This is a genomic window from Paenibacillus sp. P5_B5 (genome assembly GCF_056400365.1).
On the sequence record NZ_JBFULK010000001.1, the window covers coordinates 111,824 to 127,785 of the forward strand.

The window sequence follows — 15,962 nt, forward strand, 5'->3', positions numbered from 1 at the left end:
TTACTCTCAATTTTAAAGTGATAAATCTCACATTTAAAGTTATACAAAAATTGCAAAATATCAAAAGAGGATGCCTATATTTATTAAACATGGTACAATAGAAGGATGCATTTTTTATTGAACGAACAGGAGATCTAGACACATGACAACTAAAAAATTTTTTACCCATCCACTAGGTATTCTAATCTCTGCGGTAGTTGCGACCTTCCTATGGGGAAGCGCAATTCCTCTAATTAAAATCTCATATGCAGAGTTATCTATTGGATCAGATGAAGTCTATAAGCAACTGCTATTCGCTGGATATCGGTTTGTGGGTGCAGGATTGCTAATCATGGTACTTATGAAAATCTTTCGCAAGAAAATAAGCTACCAAAAAGGATCATGGCGAGGGATTGCGAAAATTGCTTTGTTCCAAACCTTTTTGCAATATGTCGTTTTCTATATCGCTTTGAGTTACTCAACTGGTATTCAAGGAGCTATTATCTCTGGAACGACTTCTTTCTTCCAGATTGCTGTTGCTCATTTTATGTACAAGAATGATCATTTCAGTATACGTAAAATTATCGGCTTGGTTCTTGGATTTACAGCTGTGATTGTTGTGAATCTAGGTAAAGGCGAATTTGACTTCAATCTAGATCTTGGTGTTTGGCTACTACTTGCTGCAGCATTCTTCGGTGCTTTTGGGAATGTGTTATCTAAGAATGAATCTCAGCGTATGGAGCTTATGTATATGACATCCTATCAGATGTTGATCGGTGGAATAGGGCTTTTTGCAATTGGTGCATCGCAAGAAGGGCTCATGCCTTTCGTCATTAATTTAAAAGCGCTAGGTATGCTTTTATTCCTAATGTTTATTTCAGCTACTACATTCGTACTTTGGAATAATGTAATGAAGTACAACAAGGTCGGCAAAGTATCGATGTATTTATTCCTAATTCCTGTCTCTGGCGTTTTGTTATCTTCTCTCCTGCTTGGAGAACAAATTAGTATGCTTGTCATTCTGGCACTTGTACTTGTCGCTACAGGCATTGTCATTGTGAACCGAGAAGGGGCGAGTAAAGCCAGCAAGCTGCAAGCAACTACAAGTATAGATAATGCTATTGTAAAATAAACAAATGCCTCATGCTTCGATATCAGAAGCATGAGGCATTATTTATTAGATAAGATACGCTTTATTATTGGATTAATTTATCAAACATATTGATCATACTTTTAATTTCTTCTTCTGATAGTTTACCAAAGAATGTCTCGATAATATTTTTGCGCTGATTTCTAAGCTCGTTAAGTATGGATATCCCTTGCTCTGTAATATCTAAATAGACTATTCTACGATCTGTTAGATCTCTTCGTCTTTGAGCATAGCCCGCATGTATGAGCTTATCTGAAATACCTGTAATCGCTCCGGAAGTTAACCCAACTTCATCGGCTATACCTGAAACGGTTTGAGAACCTTTGCTGAGTAATTCTAGAACATGATACTGCGTTCTAGAAATTTTGTATTCAACAAAATTCTTTGTCCATTCGTTTGATAATGATTTCAGTACACGATTGAATACACTTTCTAGTTGTAGCATATCTTCGCGGATAGGCACTGTCAAAACTCCCTTTTACATAACATCATAATATAAAATATGCGCTATTAGTCCATCTTAAAGTATACGGTTTCTATAAGTATGAGTCAAATAATAAACGCTTCAAAGCCAAATCATTCGGGTGGCTTTGAAGCGTTGTAGGTTGATCATACTATAATTATTGTGTACTAACTGCTACTGATCCATCTACTTGCATTATATTGGATTTTACAATAGCTGTTTTTTGGGAATCAATCACTTTGAGCTGAATATCAAATGTATCTTGATCTATCCCACTATCAGGAAGCGAAGCTGAGAGTATCCCTTTATCCCATCTTGTTGCTAACGCCTTGCCATTTAGCTCAATTGTAGCAGTAGGCGCTAGATTTTGCCCACGCACAACAATTCGCGTTTCTCCATTTTGCTTTTCAAGCTTAGCAGAATCAATGACCATTTCTCCATGACCAAGTACAAATTTGTTTTTCCCAAATTGATTCTTGAAATCATTATAGCTATATTGTTCGCCAAACATAGAGTCATACTGTAATAGTTGATAGTCGAGTAAATCCTCCGCTTTGAGATTCATTTGAGCATACATGCTTTGCGGTGGAATTACAGGATGCTTCTGCATGAAATTATATAAGTAATCCGTAAATGGTGTTCCTTCTTTTTGTGCCATATTAAGGACATAAGGTCCTAAGAAAGAAGGTGATACGAACAGTTGCTCACGTTGCTCTGGTAAATAATTATCCCATATCACAAATGGTGTAGAATACATTTTTTTCGTAAAATCAGGGTCACCATCATTCAAGAATTTTGCTTCGCGGTACATTTTCATATTATTGCCCATGGATGGCAAATGATCTCCGAAGAATAGAATAATAGTAGGTTCACCTTTACGTTCATAGTGCTCAGTGAGTGACTTGAGCATATTATCAGCTTTACGCATACCGCCAGCATAGGATTCAAGCATATCTATGGATTCCTGAGATAATCCGCTGCCCTTAACCGTAATGGTAGGTGTACCAAATTTATTTTTGGGATAAGGTGAATGATTCTCCATTGTATTGGCAAATACCATGTCAGGCCCAGGACTTAAATCAGTCTCTGAAATGATCGTCTCTGCAACCGCACGATCAGAGTAGTAATTACCTGTGTTCTCGGGTTCGAAGAACTCCTGCGAAATAAACTTCTCGAAGCCGAAGTTACGGTATACATTCCGTGAATTGAAAAACCAGTTATGGAATGGATTAATAGCTGTTGTTGCATAGCCTTGTCTCGATAGAATACTAGCTAATGAATCCACAGGATGGTTCACATACTGAATATAGGCTAGTGATCCTTGTGGAAGAAACCGTGTCGAGTTGCCTGATAAAACTTCAAACTCTACGTTAGCAGTTCCGCCGCCAAACTGTGGTGAAAACATCTCGCCATGTGTATATTTGCTTTGTAATGTACGTAAAAAAGGCATTGGATCTTCAGAGAACTGAACGTTCTCCATCTTAGTAGCATCAAATAACGATTCACTTAGAATAACGATGACGTTAGGATTAACATCTGGATTAATATTCGTTCTTCTCTCTACATCCTTCGTTATACTGGCTATCGTTGATTCACTGTAGTTATCTGGTTCCTTGATAAAGACTAGATCCAGATTCATCAATGATGTTAAGGCGAAGCCATTCCATTGATAATTCTCCGCTTGATTCCAAGGAATTTGTGTAATGCCCATTGCAGATTTTATTTTAATTGGCTTATCTGTATATACCGTAAATAGAATAGCGATAGAAATAACAGCTAGCACTACTTTCTCTTTCCAATTAAAACGTGCTTTGAAGCCTTTTACGAAATTCATCCACAGTCCACATACGATCCCAAATACAGCAGCTCCACCAACTAGCTTCCAAGGTATGAGGTCATTGAAATTCGTAGCAATATCGGCTGTTTCAGCGGTTAAGACGATATCCCATGGGAGAAGGGGCACACCAAGCATCTTGAATTTAACACCTGATATGATTCCTAAGATGATCACAATTCCGGTTGTTATCCAGAATGCGATTTGCGTACGACCAACTAGTGCGACGAAAATTAAGAAGAGCCCCAAAATAATAAGGTAATTCAAGAAGAATTCATTAGGATGTTGATAAATAAATTTTACGGTCTGACTAATACTGTCTCTGTTAAGGAATTCTAGCAGGACAACGAGTGGAATTGGCCAAAGTAAAATATGAACTTTAAGCAGAGCATATTTGGCAACCTTTAGCGCATGTTGGCTCCATTTCTCCATTTTAATAACTTCTCCTAATCTACTAAACTTAGTGTTTAATCCATGTAAAATCTGTGTAAAATTATTGTAAAATAAGAATGAACCAAGCTATTATATCACGCAATAATCACGTTATAAAATATTATTTTATTGGAAGGATGTTAATAAACAAAAACAGAAAAAATCCAGCTTATAGAAGCGGGATTTTGAAGTGGAAAATATGGGAATTTCGGGGGAGATTCGTTTATCGCGGGTACGATGACCATCCAAAGTAGTCACCGCATTTGAGTTCAATTAGGGCAAAACAACTTTTGCTATTTGCAAAGGGAATGCTGATGAATTAATCGAGGGTAAACTAAGATAAAATTTATATTCTACAAATTTCCATAGGACAATTCTCACAACGACAGATCTCTTGTAGTCGGCCTAAATCTTTAATTACGATGGAGTCGTTGTTGTAATCAATGATGTCTTGCTTCCGTAGGTCATTGAGCAATCGATTTACGCTTTCTCTTGTAGCACCGATCATATTCGAAAGCTCAGTGTGTGTAAGCTTTTTCATGATCGTGATTACTCCGTCTTCTCTTTTGCCATAAGAATTAGACAATCGAATCAGGGTTGAGCATAAAGCACCTGGCTTACCGTACATCATTAAATCACGGAGTTTTGTTTCGGTAACCCGTTGATTGACAGCCATCCATTTCATGAAATCAATTGCTAAATCGTTGCTTTCAACAATTAGATGTTCTAAATCTTTTTGTGTTAAAATAAATACAACGCAATCTTCAATGGATTTGGCACAGAAGCTGTGAATAGTTGTCTGAAAAGGATATAACTGACCAAACATGTCACCCTGCTGATACATGTGTAAGATAAGTTCTTTTCCTTCATCAGATGATTTCGTGATTTTAAAACGACCGGATTTGATTAAGTATAGTTTATCTGCCGGTTCGCCTTCCCAAAACAAGTGACTTCCAGCCTTAACACGTTGCTCTGACATTTTTTCCACCATACTACTTAGGTTACGGTCTGAAAATGATGTCGTATTGGAAGTGGCGTTTTTCCTTAGCTGTACAATACGTTTCAACATCATTACTCCCTTACTTTTTATTTGGAGTGAAAAGGAATCATAACTTCTAACTCAAATACTTATCCATCGTATAATATGAACAGTATAGCAGATTCTGTATCAGAACAAGTATAATTTTACTGTGATATTTTTTATTATAAAAAAAATAAACGTCTGTGACAAATATCATAGTGATATTTTTCACAAAGGTCTAGTATTGGGTATGTGATAGGAGTTATTCTTATATAATAAACGGATGCTTACAGAGGTTCATAAACTGCTTTTACTTGGCATAGCTTTGAGCATAGCTTTGAGCTCCGTACAAATTTTGGGAGGTGTTCTTCAATGGCAGCAGAAGAAAAGAAACTTAACAAATTAGCCGGTGAGGAAGGTTGGCGCGGATTTCGCAAAGGAAAATGGATGAAGCAAATCGATGTACGTGATTTTATTGAACATAATATTACTCCGTACCATGGTGATGACAACTTTTTGGTTGGTCCTACTCAAGATACCAAAGATTTATGGGATATTGTTTCGGAGTTGTCTCGTAAAGAACGTGAGAATGGTGGCGTTCTAGATGTAGATGTAAACACCGTTTCAACTATTGTGTCACATGCTCCAGGTTATTTAGACAAGAGCAAAGAAAAAGTAGTTGGTGTTCAAACGGATGCTCCATTCAAACGCTCCTTGCAACCTTTTGGCGGCATACGGATGGTCATTGATGCATGCAAAGCTTACGGTTTTGTAGTACCACAAGAGGTTATTGATATATTCACAAATATTCGCAAAACACATAACCAAGGTGTTTTTGATGCATACACAGATGATATGAGAACGGCTCGTAAAGCTGGTATTATTACTGGTTTACCAGATGCTTACGGACGAGGAAGAATTATTGGAGACTATCGCCGTGTTGCGTTGTACGGTGTGGATAAACTAATTGCTGAGAGAAAAGCTGATTTGAAGTTTGCTGAACGTGATGGCGTGATGAGTGAAGAAGTAATTCGTCAGCGTGAAGAAATGTCCGAACAAATCCGTGCCTTGCAAGAATTGAAAGCAATGGCTCTAGCGCATGGAATAGATATTTCAGTTCCAGCTAAAAACGCACAAGAAGCGTTCCAAGGAGTGTATTTCGGTTATTTAGCCGCTATTAAAGAGCAGAATGGTGCTGCAATGAGTCTTGGACGTGTATCCTCATTCTTGGATATTTATGTTCAACGTGATTTAGCTGATGGCACTCTTACAGAATCTGCAGCACAAGAAATTGTGGATCATTTCATTATGAAGCTTCGTATTGTTAAATTCTTACGTACACCTGATTATAATGAATTGTTCTCTGGTGACCCAACTTGGGTAACTGAGTCCATTGGTGGTATGTCAGTTACTGGTGAAACTCGTGTAACTAAGAACAGCTTCCGTTTCTTGCATACACTATATAATCTTGGACCTGCACCAGAACCGAACTTAACAGTACTTTGGTCTGAGAAACTTCCAGAAGGATTCAAACGTTTCTGTTCCAAAGTATCCATCGAAACAAGCTCCATTCAATATGAGAGCGATGATTTGATGCTTCCGATCTATGGTGATGACTACGGTATTGCATGCTGCGTATCCGCAATGCGCATTGGTAAGCAAATGCAATTCTTCGGTGCTCGTGCAAACTTACCTAAAGCACTTCTATACTCCATTAATGGCGGTAGAGATGAGAAGCTTGGTATTCAAGTAGGTCCTGAACTTATTCCTAATACTTCTGAAGTACTTGATTACAACGAAGTTATCAAGAAGTATGATATCATGTTAGATTGGCTTGCTAAGTTGTATGTGAATACACTCAATGTCATTCACTTCATGCATGATAAATATTCCTACGAGCGTATTGAGTTTGCCTTGCATGACCGCGAAATCGTTCGCACAATGGCAACTGGTATTGCCGGATTATCTGTTGCCGCGGACTCCTTAAGTGCAATCAAATACGCGAAGGTTCGTCCGATCCGTGATGAGAACGGAATCGCAGTTGATTTTGAAATCGAAGGCGAATATCCGATGTATGGTAATAATGACGACCGCGTAGATGATATTGCAATCGAGCTTGTAGAGAAATTCATGAATATGGTTCGTAAACATAAAACATACCGTGATGCAATCCCGACTATGTCCGTGTTGACGATTACTTCTAATGTGGTATATGGTAAGAAAACTGGTACAACACCTGATGGACGTAAAAAAGGCGAACCATTTGCACCTGGTGCAAACCCAATGCATGGTCGTGACAAGAAGGGTGCTCTTGCATCACTTACTTCAGTTGCTAAATTACCATATGAGCATTCCTTAGATGGTATTTCCAATACGTTCTCGATCGTTCCAAAAGCATTAGGTAAAGATCTTGATACTCGTGTGACTAATCTAGTGTCGATGCTTGACGGATATTTGAATGGTGGCGGACATCACTTGAATGTTAACGTGTTCGATCGTGAGCAATTAATGGATGCAATGGAACACCCAGAGAATTATCCTCAACTTACGATTCGTGTATCAGGTTATGCTGTTAATTTCATTAAACTAACTAGAGAACAGCAAATGGATGTAATTAACCGTACTTTCCACGGTCAAATGTAAGTTAGAGATTATCTCTTTCCGAGTCCATCGCTGCTGATTTGAGGGGAGACATACAACATGAACGGTCGCATACACTCCATTGAAACATTCGGTACGGTGGACGGTCCGGGAATTCGATTTATCTTATTCATGCAAGGCTGCGCTCTTCAGTGCCAGTATTGCCATAATCCTGATACTTGGACAACACATGATGGCAAAGCAGTAACAGTCGATGAGATTGTGAACGAAATTGAACCATATTTGTCCTACTATCGGAGTTCTGGCGGCGGTATAACCGTTTCTGGTGGAGAACCAACGTTGCAAGCCCCATTTGTTGCTGAGCTTTTTAAAACACTCAAAGAGCGTTTTAACTTGCATACAACACTGGATTCATCTGGTTTCTGTGAAGTAGATAAGATTTCTTATTTAATGGATGTGACGGATTTAGTCTTACTAGATCTTAAGATCATTGATCGGGATAAGCATATTGCATTAACAAGTCAGCCTAATGATCGTATTCTGAATACAGCAAGATGGCTTTCTGATCACGGTAAACCGATGTGGGTTCGACATGTGCTAGTGCCAGGGTTAACGGATTCTGAAGAAGATTTACGCAAGCTTGGTCACATGCTGGGAACACTCAAAACAGTTGAGAAGTTCGAAATCTTACCCTATCATCAAATGGGAATTTATAAATGGGAAGCACTTGGTAAGGAATATCCATTAGAGGGTGTATCCTCTCCAACAGCAGAAGATGTAGCACGTGCATATGAAATTATAGAGAAGGCAAGAAAAGAAGTGTAAGTATTTCTCTATTTCATCACAGAAACGGTATTACTGTCTTATAAAGACGGTAATACCGTTTCTTTATGATTTATGGTTCTCCCATCATCATCTCACCCCCTTGAACATATAATGGTACAAAGCTGTCTGGGGGGATATAGGAATGATCGTGATGGGGGCTCAATTAGCATTAGGCATACTGGTATTTGCTGTTTTAATTATTGGGGTTATGTATTTTCTTTGGCAAGTGGTGCACAAGGATTCTATAAATATGGACTTAGACTTTCACTGGGACATTAAAGTGACACGTGAACAGATCGAATATACTAGTCATTCTTAAGATAAGTATCTAAATACAGATCCGACATCATACAGATATGGACATAGAACTAGGCGACACAATTCGTCTAGTTTTTTTCATGAGTGGAAGGAATAGGAAGCTTAGGGGAGAATAGAAATGGAAGTAAACTCTAACTTTTCAGGGGGCTTGTTCATGGTAAAAGCAAATGTATATCTTACGAAAAGAACGATTCCAACTTATGAACTTCTAGAGGATGACATAAACCCAATTTTAGACAAACACTTAAATCCTTATCCATATACCATGCAGAATCATCGAAGTAAGCAATTAACAAATAAAGAATATGACGTAGTTGTTCTAGAAAATGAATATCTAGAAATCACAGTATTACCCTCACTTGGTGGACGGATTTATAGTGCTGTAGATAAGAGGAGAAATCAAGATTTTCTCTATCGGAATCAAGTGATTAAACCAAGAATGATCGGTACACGCGGAGCCTGGTTCTCAGGAGGAATGGAGTTTAACTTTCCGATTTCACATTCCCCAACTACAATGGATCGCGTAAATTATAGCTATCACGAACATGCAGATGGAAGCGCTTCAATTATTTTTGGGCATATTGAACAGCTTTCTTATATGAACTGGAAGGTCGAACTGAAATTGTATCCCGGTAAAGCTTATATGGAGCAGAATGTTTCATTAGCTAATCCCACATCAACTGAAAATCGGTTTTACTTTTGGACCAATACAGCAATTGAATACGATCAAAGCGTGAAGCTGATTTATCCATTTGACTGGTGTATTAATCATATGGATACGTCTTATTTGCAGTGGCCAATGTTTCGCGAAGTTGATTGTCGTCAAGCAGGTGAGATTCCATATGCTTATGAAACATTTGGGAAGCTGCTTGAACATGGCTTTTTTGGCTCGTATCACGAGAATAAGGATTACGGTGTTGTGCATGTTGCGAATCCAAAGAAAGTAAAGGGTGCGAAGTTCTTCTCTTGGGGCAATGACGATAATGCAGTTGCTTGGAATCGCTCTCTAACGGATGATGATTCACAATATATTGAAATTCAAAGTGGACCCTTCGAGACTCAGATGGTTTATAAGTTTCTCAAGCCACACCAGTCGATGACATGGACGGAATACTGGTATCCTATAGCGGGTACAGGTGGATTTGATTATGCTGTGAAAGAAGCAGCAGTTAAAGTATCCCAATTACCGAATCAGATTGAGTTTTGCTTTGCGGCAACTGAGGAATTAGGAAATTGTAAGGTTGTGTTTATTCGTAATGGTTCAGATGAAGAACAGACCGTCTATTTATCGCCTGATCAGATAGCCACAGTTGCGTTTCAAGCAGCGGGAGCAGAGCAAGTGATAGGCGAATTCGGAGCTAACCTTCATACATATCCGTATGTATTAAAACTATTTAGCGGGAATCGATTGATTATGCAGATGGAAGCGGGAACTCCGAAAGATGCTTTTTATCCAGATACAATCCGCTTTGAAGATTCTCGGGTTGTTAGAACAGCCGCTGAAGAAGCAGTTGAACTTCTGAATACTGCGATTTTTAAAGAATCACTTGGACTAATAGGTGAAGCAATTGATTTGTATGAACAGAATTTACAAGAGGTTAAAACCTGTGAAACATCGTTAACCCGGCTTGGAGCCCTCTACGTCAAAACTATGCAACCACAGCATGCCATTGTCTACTTGGAACGTTCACTCCGTCACCATAATCGTAATGGAGAAGCTAGATACCACTTAGCTTGTGCTTACAAGCAGATGGGGGATCTAGTAAAAGCTAGGCAATTGATGTTAGATATAGCTGCGGATAGTTCGATATATTCTGCATCCATAATTGAGTTAGCTAAGCTAAATATAAAGCTTGGGCGTATGTGGGAGGCTAGATCATTGCTAGAATCAGCCCCTCTTAAGTCTTACGCAGCACAATGTCTACTGTCTGCAGCGAGTCGTCAACTAGGTGACATAGAGTCTGCGATTCAAGCTATGAGGGATGCACTTGACTCCTATGAGTGGGTAAAAGCAGAGAAATATTTGCTGCATAATTCAGAGGAGAACCTCAGAAATTTACTCCATTTCACGAGTGGTTATGAACAAGCGTTACTTCCAATAGCTCTAGAGTATTTTGACATAGGTCTATATGTAGACACAAACAAATTATTACAACTCATCAAACGACCGACCTTCAAAAGTAAGCTAATCGAGTTAGCAATTACAATTAAACAGAATAAATATGATAGTAAGCTTCTTGATGATACTCTTCAGACCTCACTAGATCATATGTTTATTAATGAGCCTGTACTCATTCAACTTCTCATGGAACTTCAAGGGCAGGATCGATATGGCGTTACAGATTACTTACTCGGCATATATTATTATACAGTTTCAAGAGTGGAAGATGCGCTCACAAGTCTACTTGCAGCTTATGACAAAGGCTTGCGACATACTAGCTTATTATATAGTCTTGGCTACATGCTGAATAAGCATCAATCAGATGCTATGTTAGCTGAAATTTATCTTGTTGAAGATTTAGCGATTAATCCACATCAGAACGAGAAAAGTCTTGTTTTACTGGATACTATTTATGCAGAGAACGGTGAACATGAGAAGCGTACCAAGACTGTCGAATTAATGCTACAGGCAAATAACAAGTCACTTGTTTTGTTAGCATTAGTAGATGCACTACATCAACTAGGAAGATGGGAAGAGGCTTTATCCATCCTGGAGCAGGAGGAATTCGAGAACTGGGAGGGAAGGGAAGATAGTGGTCCTAGTTACCGAGCGGTAGTATTAGCGTTAGCTCATCAATCGCTTGAACAAGGTAACTTAGCCTTGACTGAGCAGTGGTTAAGTCGAGTGATGCAATACCCGACAGGTCTTAATTATGGGGATTCGATTCGAACACCACTCGCTGATGTATTTTATTTTCATGGGTTACTTGAACAGGCACTAGGAAATACCGAGACAGCCATTTTATTTTATCGACAAGGTGCGGAGGAATTACTGAATCCAGATTTGCTTCACACAGCGAGTAGTAGGGAATATGCATCAAAATGCAAGCTACAGCTTCACAACCATTATTCTGAAGAAAGAAGGTAATATGTATGGTAATGGAAATGGAAATGCCCGTCCAGACCGAATATCCTTATTCAGAAGAAGATTTTGAGCGTTCTCTGCTTACGCCAAGCTACCGAGTTGATTTGCGTAATGCTGCGAATCAGAACCTGGATCGATTTATTTCTCCAGGTGCCGTTCGTGATTGGTCGTTACTCAGCTGGAAGCAAGTAGGGAGACCATATCGCGTCGAGAATATGGCGGAGGAGCGGGTGAAGTGGGAAGATGAACATGGACGTAATATGCCAGTACACAAGTCATGGGAGATGTTCAATCGATCCTTTCACGAATGGTTTGTCAAAGATGTACCAAGTGAAAAGACAGAAGCTCGTCAGAATATGTTTAAGCAATTGTCACGATTTAAGCTTCATGAAATTCGGACTGCATTCAAGAGTGTAGTCATGCTGAATTTATGGAATTATGCGCATCGTGTGAAGGATGGGATATGGGACCCACGAGGGAAGCGTGCCTTGTTCGAAGGGCTTGAAGTGAGCAAACCTCGTATTCTATTTCTTGGGGCAGCAGAAGGATACGAAGCGATGCAGCTATACTCCATGTTTCCTGGTGGTGAAGTGGTCATGGTGGATTATGATGATTATTGCCGTACAGATCGATTCACCCAGTTTCCCGAGACGTATCCATTCTTAGGGCATAATCCAATGACAGGACAATCTAGAGTATGGTATAAGGATCAGATGAAAATTACGTATATTGTAGATGATATTCGGAATCTACCATTTGGTAAGGAGTTCGATATTGTTCTGAGTGTAGGTCTCCTAGAGCATTTCTCCGATGAAGTGAAACCAGAAGTAATGCAATGGCATCGTAAGTTCCTTAAACCAAACGGTTATGTTGTCATGACAACACCACGTAACCAGCTTCAATCACGGATATATTATAAAGTTATGGAAGATGTTATGAATCATACTTATCGAGAGTTGATGGATATACGTCAGATGGGACTTTATGTTTACGAGAATGGCTTTGATATTCTAAGACATGGTTTTATTAAAGTGCATAACGGAATTATAGCAAGACCGAGATAAACATTAATAATAAAACAAGCTACCACATATGATCCCGTGGTAGCTTGTTTACGTAAGTGAATAAGAACGATTAAGTTTAATTGATCAATTCAACGCTTACTTGGTCAAGCAGTCTATTTAAATCATCCACATCAACGATCCCAGCACGTAGCTGCAATGCGTTAGCAGTACCGCACGCGGCTCCAAGTTGTAAAGCAGTTAGTGCTGTCTCGCCACGCTCAAGCGCTGTTACAAGGCCTGCTACCATGGCATCACCGCTGCCTACAGGATTGATTGCTTCAATAGTAGGTGGTGTCACACGATAAAGCTTACCATCCCAGCCAGCAAGTGCGCCCTTTGATCCTAGTGAAACTACAACAGCGTGAATTCCACGTTTCATTAACTCACGAACTGCTGAAATAGTTTCAGCTTCCGAGGTTGGCGTATGACCTAATAATTTGCCTATTTCATGTTCATTAGGCTTGATTAAATAAGGCATCGCTTTAACGCCCTCTACAAGTGCGTCTCCAGATGAATCTAATACCGCCTTCGCTCCATTCTCTTGTACAATGCTGACAAGCTGCCTATAAGTATCCGCAGGACAACCACGTGGCAAGGAACCAGATAATACAACTATGGATGAATGCTTAGCTAGATCAGCAACTTTAAGCTTGATAGCCGCAAAAAGTTCTGAAGAAATAACAGGTCCTGCTTCAAGCAATTCAGTCTGATCTTCTTGACTATTAGGATCAAGAATCGTCAAGCATAAACGGGATTCGCCTTCAGCAGTCACAAAATCATGAGGAATGTTTTGTGAAGATAAACAATCTATAATTGCTCTTCCTTGCATACCAGCTACAAAGCCAGTACTAGTCACTTTACCACCAATCAAGGAGATGACTCGCGCTACATTAATCCCTTTGCCTCCAGCATCGAATACCATCTGCTCAACACGGAATAAGCCTGATTTATGAAAGTCGGGAATAATGCAAGTCTTGTCTATGGCTGCATTTAAAGTAACCGTTGTAATCATTCAATATTCCCCTCTATCCGTTAGATTTATAGAAGCTCCTTGGCACGTCCAGCACAGCCTGAAAGGATCATTTTCTTTTGAGCTAAAGCTTTAACAGCTTGTTTAGCCGGTACCATATATTTACGAGGGTCATTTTCGTTAGGGTTCTCATTGAAAATAGCTTTAATTGCATCAGAGAATGCAATTCTTAGTTCTGTAGCGACATTAAACTTAGCCATACCTAGCGCAACACAGCGTTTTACTTGCTCATCAGGAATACCAGAACCGCCATGAAGAACGAGTGGAACTGAAACTTCTTTGGAGATTTGTTCTAATCTATCGAATGCGATCTTAGGCTCTCCAACATAAATGCCGTGTGCAGTACCGATTGCAGGAGCTAGTGTATGAACACCTGTAAGCGAAACGAACTCAGCGCATTCTGACGGAACTGCTAATCTTGCATCTTCTTCACTAACGGAAATGTCATCCTCTACACCGCCAACTTTACCTAATTCAGCTTCTACATTGACGCCAGCAGCAGTAGCAATTTTGACAACTTCCTTCGTGATCGCGACATTCTCTTCGAAATTACGCATCGATGCATCAATCATAACAGAAGTATATCCCTCACGGATACAACGAATGAGTACGTCATAATCAGTACAATGATCAAGGTGAAGTGCAATTGGAATAGTTGCATTCTTAGCTGCAACTCTAGCAGCAGCAACGATATATTCAGGTCCCAAATGTTTAACGGTACCTACGGTTGTTTGTAGAATAAGAGGTGATTGCAATTCTTCCGCAGCTTCGACAACAGCTTGTAGCATTTCGAGTGTATGCACATTAAACGCTGTAATACCATAACCATTAGCTCTTGCTGTTTGCATCATTGAAGTAGAACTGATTAAATGTCCCATGTTGTTGAATCCCCTTTTGTAATAAGTTTGGATGAATAAGTAGTTGAAAGATTAAATTGTAAAATGATTGAAACAATCAATAAAATGATTTATAATTTCATTATCTTGATTATATGGCTGATTTCATAACATGTCAAACAACTTTCAGTAATTAATTTTTCCTTCATAATATGGCCAAGAGTTGCGTGCAGTGTTGGAGCTTGATTACAATGTAGTTGTGTATCCATGGGATTGTTATATGATATTTACAAAGATACAATTTTACATAATGATTAACATGTACATGAAGGTATAGGCTAGTTGATGGTACAAATTCGAGTGTGACGGAGTGACTATAGATGGCTGAAGAAACAGCGTCCAAGGGTGAAGTAAGACGCGGACAGATTATGCTACTACTTAAACAGCAAGGGAAAATCAGTATCACCGAATTAATTGAGAAATTTGATTGCTCTGAGGCGACAATTAGACGGGATCTTGATCTGCTTGATAAAAGAGGCGAATTGATTCGAACGATTGGTGGAGCATTATATGAAGGCATCTCTAATGCTCGAGAGATCCCATTCTCCGAAAAGAGACAGCGATTGTGGCTAGAGAAAGAAGCGATTGCTCGTAAGGCGATGGAGTTCATCCAAGAAGGCGATAACATATGTCTGTCGGGAGGAACGACAACTTATTTGATCGCGAAGGAACTCAAATCTCGTAGTGGGATCACCGTTGTGACCAATGCTGTTAATATCGCTATGGAGCTTGCTGATAGTGTGGGGATTCAGGTCGTAGTCATAGGTGGTGTCATGCGAGCTAAGAATTTCGAGCTTTGTGGACCACTTGCAGAGAAAACGATTGAGTATTTGAACATTGGCAAAATGTTTCTTGGAATTGATGGTTTCACAGTTGAGCAAGGAATTACGACCTATTCTGAACAGGAAGCTCAAACTGCCCGCATGCTCATGAATAGAGCTCAGCAAACGATTGGTGTCTTTGATCATACGAAGGTAGGTAAATCTTCGTTGTTCTCGATTGCACCTCTGACAGAGCTTTATGCTTGTATAACGGATAAGCCCTGTGATGAAGAGATCACCAATTATTTACGAGATAAAGAAATTGCGATCGTCACAGCAAATTAAATCTAGCTTCAATGAATATAAGACCGCCTGAACATCCTTGGATGATAGGTGGTCTTCATGTATTGGGAATAGAAAAGGATGGTAATATAAGAGATTTGAAGTATAATTCGATTATAGCAGTTGATTTCTAGATCAATAGAAGCCAGCATGGAATGTCC

At 39.3% G+C, this 15,962-nt stretch carries 12 protein-coding genes; 7 read left to right on the forward strand and 5 right to left on the reverse strand.

Annotated elements, in window-relative coordinates; genetic code table 11:
• Window positions 1–142 precede the first annotated feature (142 nt).
• Window positions 143–1,111 (forward strand): DMT family transporter, encoded by a 969-nt coding sequence (locus AC1DOK_RS00560; RefSeq protein WP_477552271.1) that lies wholly within the window; start codon window positions 143–145, stop codon window positions 1,109–1,111.
• 64 nt (window positions 1,112–1,175) lie between these two features.
• Here AC1DOK_RS00560 and AC1DOK_RS00565 read toward each other — a convergent pair whose 3' ends face one another.
• The 3 genes from AC1DOK_RS00565 to AC1DOK_RS00575 all read right to left on the reverse strand — a co-directional run bounded on the left by AC1DOK_RS00565 (window position 1,176) and on the right by AC1DOK_RS00575 (window position 4,927).
• Complete coding sequence (locus AC1DOK_RS00565) at window positions 1,176–1,592, reverse strand: MarR family winged helix-turn-helix transcriptional regulator (protein ID WP_477552272.1); 417 nt, start codon at window positions 1,590–1,592, stop codon at window positions 1,176–1,178.
• Window positions 1,593–1,749: 157 nt separating this feature from the next.
• Window positions 1,750–3,858 (reverse strand): LTA synthase family protein, encoded by a 2,109-nt coding sequence (locus AC1DOK_RS00570; RefSeq protein WP_477552273.1) that lies wholly within the window; start codon window positions 3,856–3,858, stop codon window positions 1,750–1,752.
• Between the two features lie 346 nt (window positions 3,859–4,204).
• Window positions 4,205–4,927, reverse strand: a complete 723-nt coding sequence (locus AC1DOK_RS00575; RefSeq protein ID WP_477552274.1) for a Crp/Fnr family transcriptional regulator — start codon at window positions 4,925–4,927, stop codon at window positions 4,205–4,207.
• 324 nt (window positions 4,928–5,251) lie between these two features.
• On the opposite strand from AC1DOK_RS00575, the gene pflB reads away from it, so the two are divergent.
• The 5 genes from pflB to AC1DOK_RS00600 all read left to right on the forward strand — a co-directional run bounded on the left by pflB (window position 5,252) and on the right by AC1DOK_RS00600 (window position 12,772).
• Complete coding sequence (pflB, locus tag AC1DOK_RS00580) at window positions 5,252–7,522, forward strand: formate C-acetyltransferase (RefSeq protein WP_477552275.1); 2,271 nt, start codon at window positions 5,252–5,254, stop codon at window positions 7,520–7,522.
• Between the two features lie 57 nt (window positions 7,523–7,579).
• A complete protein-coding gene (pflA, locus tag AC1DOK_RS00585; protein ID WP_477552276.1) occupies window positions 7,580–8,305 on the forward strand; it encodes a pyruvate formate-lyase-activating protein in 726 nt (241 codons plus the stop codon).
• A 142-nt stretch (window positions 8,306–8,447) separates the two neighbouring features.
• Window positions 8,448–8,624 carry a hypothetical protein gene (locus AC1DOK_RS00590; protein WP_477552277.1) on the forward strand — a complete coding sequence of 59 codons (177 nt, stop codon included), beginning with the start codon at window positions 8,448–8,450 and terminating at the stop codon, window positions 8,622–8,624.
• 153 nt (window positions 8,625–8,777) lie between these two features.
• The gene (locus tag AC1DOK_RS00595; RefSeq protein ID WP_477552278.1) at window positions 8,778–11,711 is read left to right on the forward strand and encodes a DUF5107 domain-containing protein; all 2,934 of its coding nucleotides are present in this window, start codon (window positions 8,778–8,780) and stop codon (window positions 11,709–11,711) included.
• Window positions 11,712–11,716: 5 nt separating this feature from the next.
• Complete coding sequence (locus AC1DOK_RS00600; RefSeq protein ID WP_477552279.1) at window positions 11,717–12,772, forward strand: class I SAM-dependent methyltransferase; 1,056 nt, start codon at window positions 11,717–11,719, stop codon at window positions 12,770–12,772.
• A 76-nt stretch (window positions 12,773–12,848) separates the two neighbouring features.
• Here the strand turns inward: AC1DOK_RS00600 and pfkB are convergent, their stop codons facing one another.
• Complete coding sequence (gene pfkB, locus AC1DOK_RS00605) at window positions 12,849–13,784, reverse strand: 1-phosphofructokinase (RefSeq protein ID WP_477552280.1); 936 nt, start codon at window positions 13,782–13,784, stop codon at window positions 12,849–12,851.
• Between the two features lie 26 nt (window positions 13,785–13,810).
• Complete coding sequence (locus AC1DOK_RS00610; RefSeq protein ID WP_477552281.1) at window positions 13,811–14,680, reverse strand: class II fructose-bisphosphate aldolase; 870 nt, start codon at window positions 14,678–14,680, stop codon at window positions 13,811–13,813.
• Between the two features lie 338 nt (window positions 14,681–15,018).
• Between AC1DOK_RS00610 and AC1DOK_RS00615 the strand changes: the two genes are divergently transcribed.
• Complete coding sequence (locus AC1DOK_RS00615) at window positions 15,019–15,804, forward strand: DeoR/GlpR family DNA-binding transcription regulator (protein WP_477552282.1); 786 nt, start codon at window positions 15,019–15,021, stop codon at window positions 15,802–15,804.
• Window positions 15,805–15,962 lie beyond the last annotated feature (158 nt).

Excerpts from the sequence above, each read along its gene's own strand:
- AC1DOK_RS00560 (WP_477552271.1), top strand. The coding sequence starts at position 143 with ATGACAACTAAAAAATTTTTTACCCATCCACTAGGTATTCTAATCTCT.
- AC1DOK_RS00570 (WP_477552273.1), bottom strand. The coding sequence starts at position 3,858 with ATGGAGAAATGGAGCCAACATGCGCTAAAGGTTGCCAAATATGCTCTG.
- AC1DOK_RS00575 (WP_477552274.1), bottom strand. The coding sequence starts at position 4,927 with ATGTTGAAACGTATTGTACAGCTAAGGAAAAACGCCACTTCCAATACG.
- pflB (WP_477552275.1), top strand. The coding sequence starts at position 5,252 with ATGGCAGCAGAAGAAAAGAAACTTAACAAATTAGCCGGTGAGGAAGGT.
- pflA (WP_477552276.1), top strand. The coding sequence starts at position 7,580 with ATGAACGGTCGCATACACTCCATTGAAACATTCGGTACGGTGGACGGT.
- AC1DOK_RS00590 (WP_477552277.1), top strand. The coding sequence starts at position 8,448 with ATGATCGTGATGGGGGCTCAATTAGCATTAGGCATACTGGTATTTGCT.
- AC1DOK_RS00595 (WP_477552278.1), top strand. The coding sequence starts at position 8,778 with ATGGTAAAAGCAAATGTATATCTTACGAAAAGAACGATTCCAACTTAT.
- AC1DOK_RS00600 (WP_477552279.1), top strand. The coding sequence starts at position 11,717 with ATGGTAATGGAAATGGAAATGCCCGTCCAGACCGAATATCCTTATTCA.
- pfkB (WP_477552280.1), bottom strand. The coding sequence starts at position 13,784 with ATGATTACAACGGTTACTTTAAATGCAGCCATAGACAAGACTTGCATT.
- AC1DOK_RS00610 (WP_477552281.1), bottom strand. The coding sequence starts at position 14,680 with ATGGGACATTTAATCAGTTCTACTTCAATGATGCAAACAGCAAGAGCT.
- AC1DOK_RS00615 (WP_477552282.1), top strand. The coding sequence starts at position 15,019 with ATGGCTGAAGAAACAGCGTCCAAGGGTGAAGTAAGACGCGGACAGATT.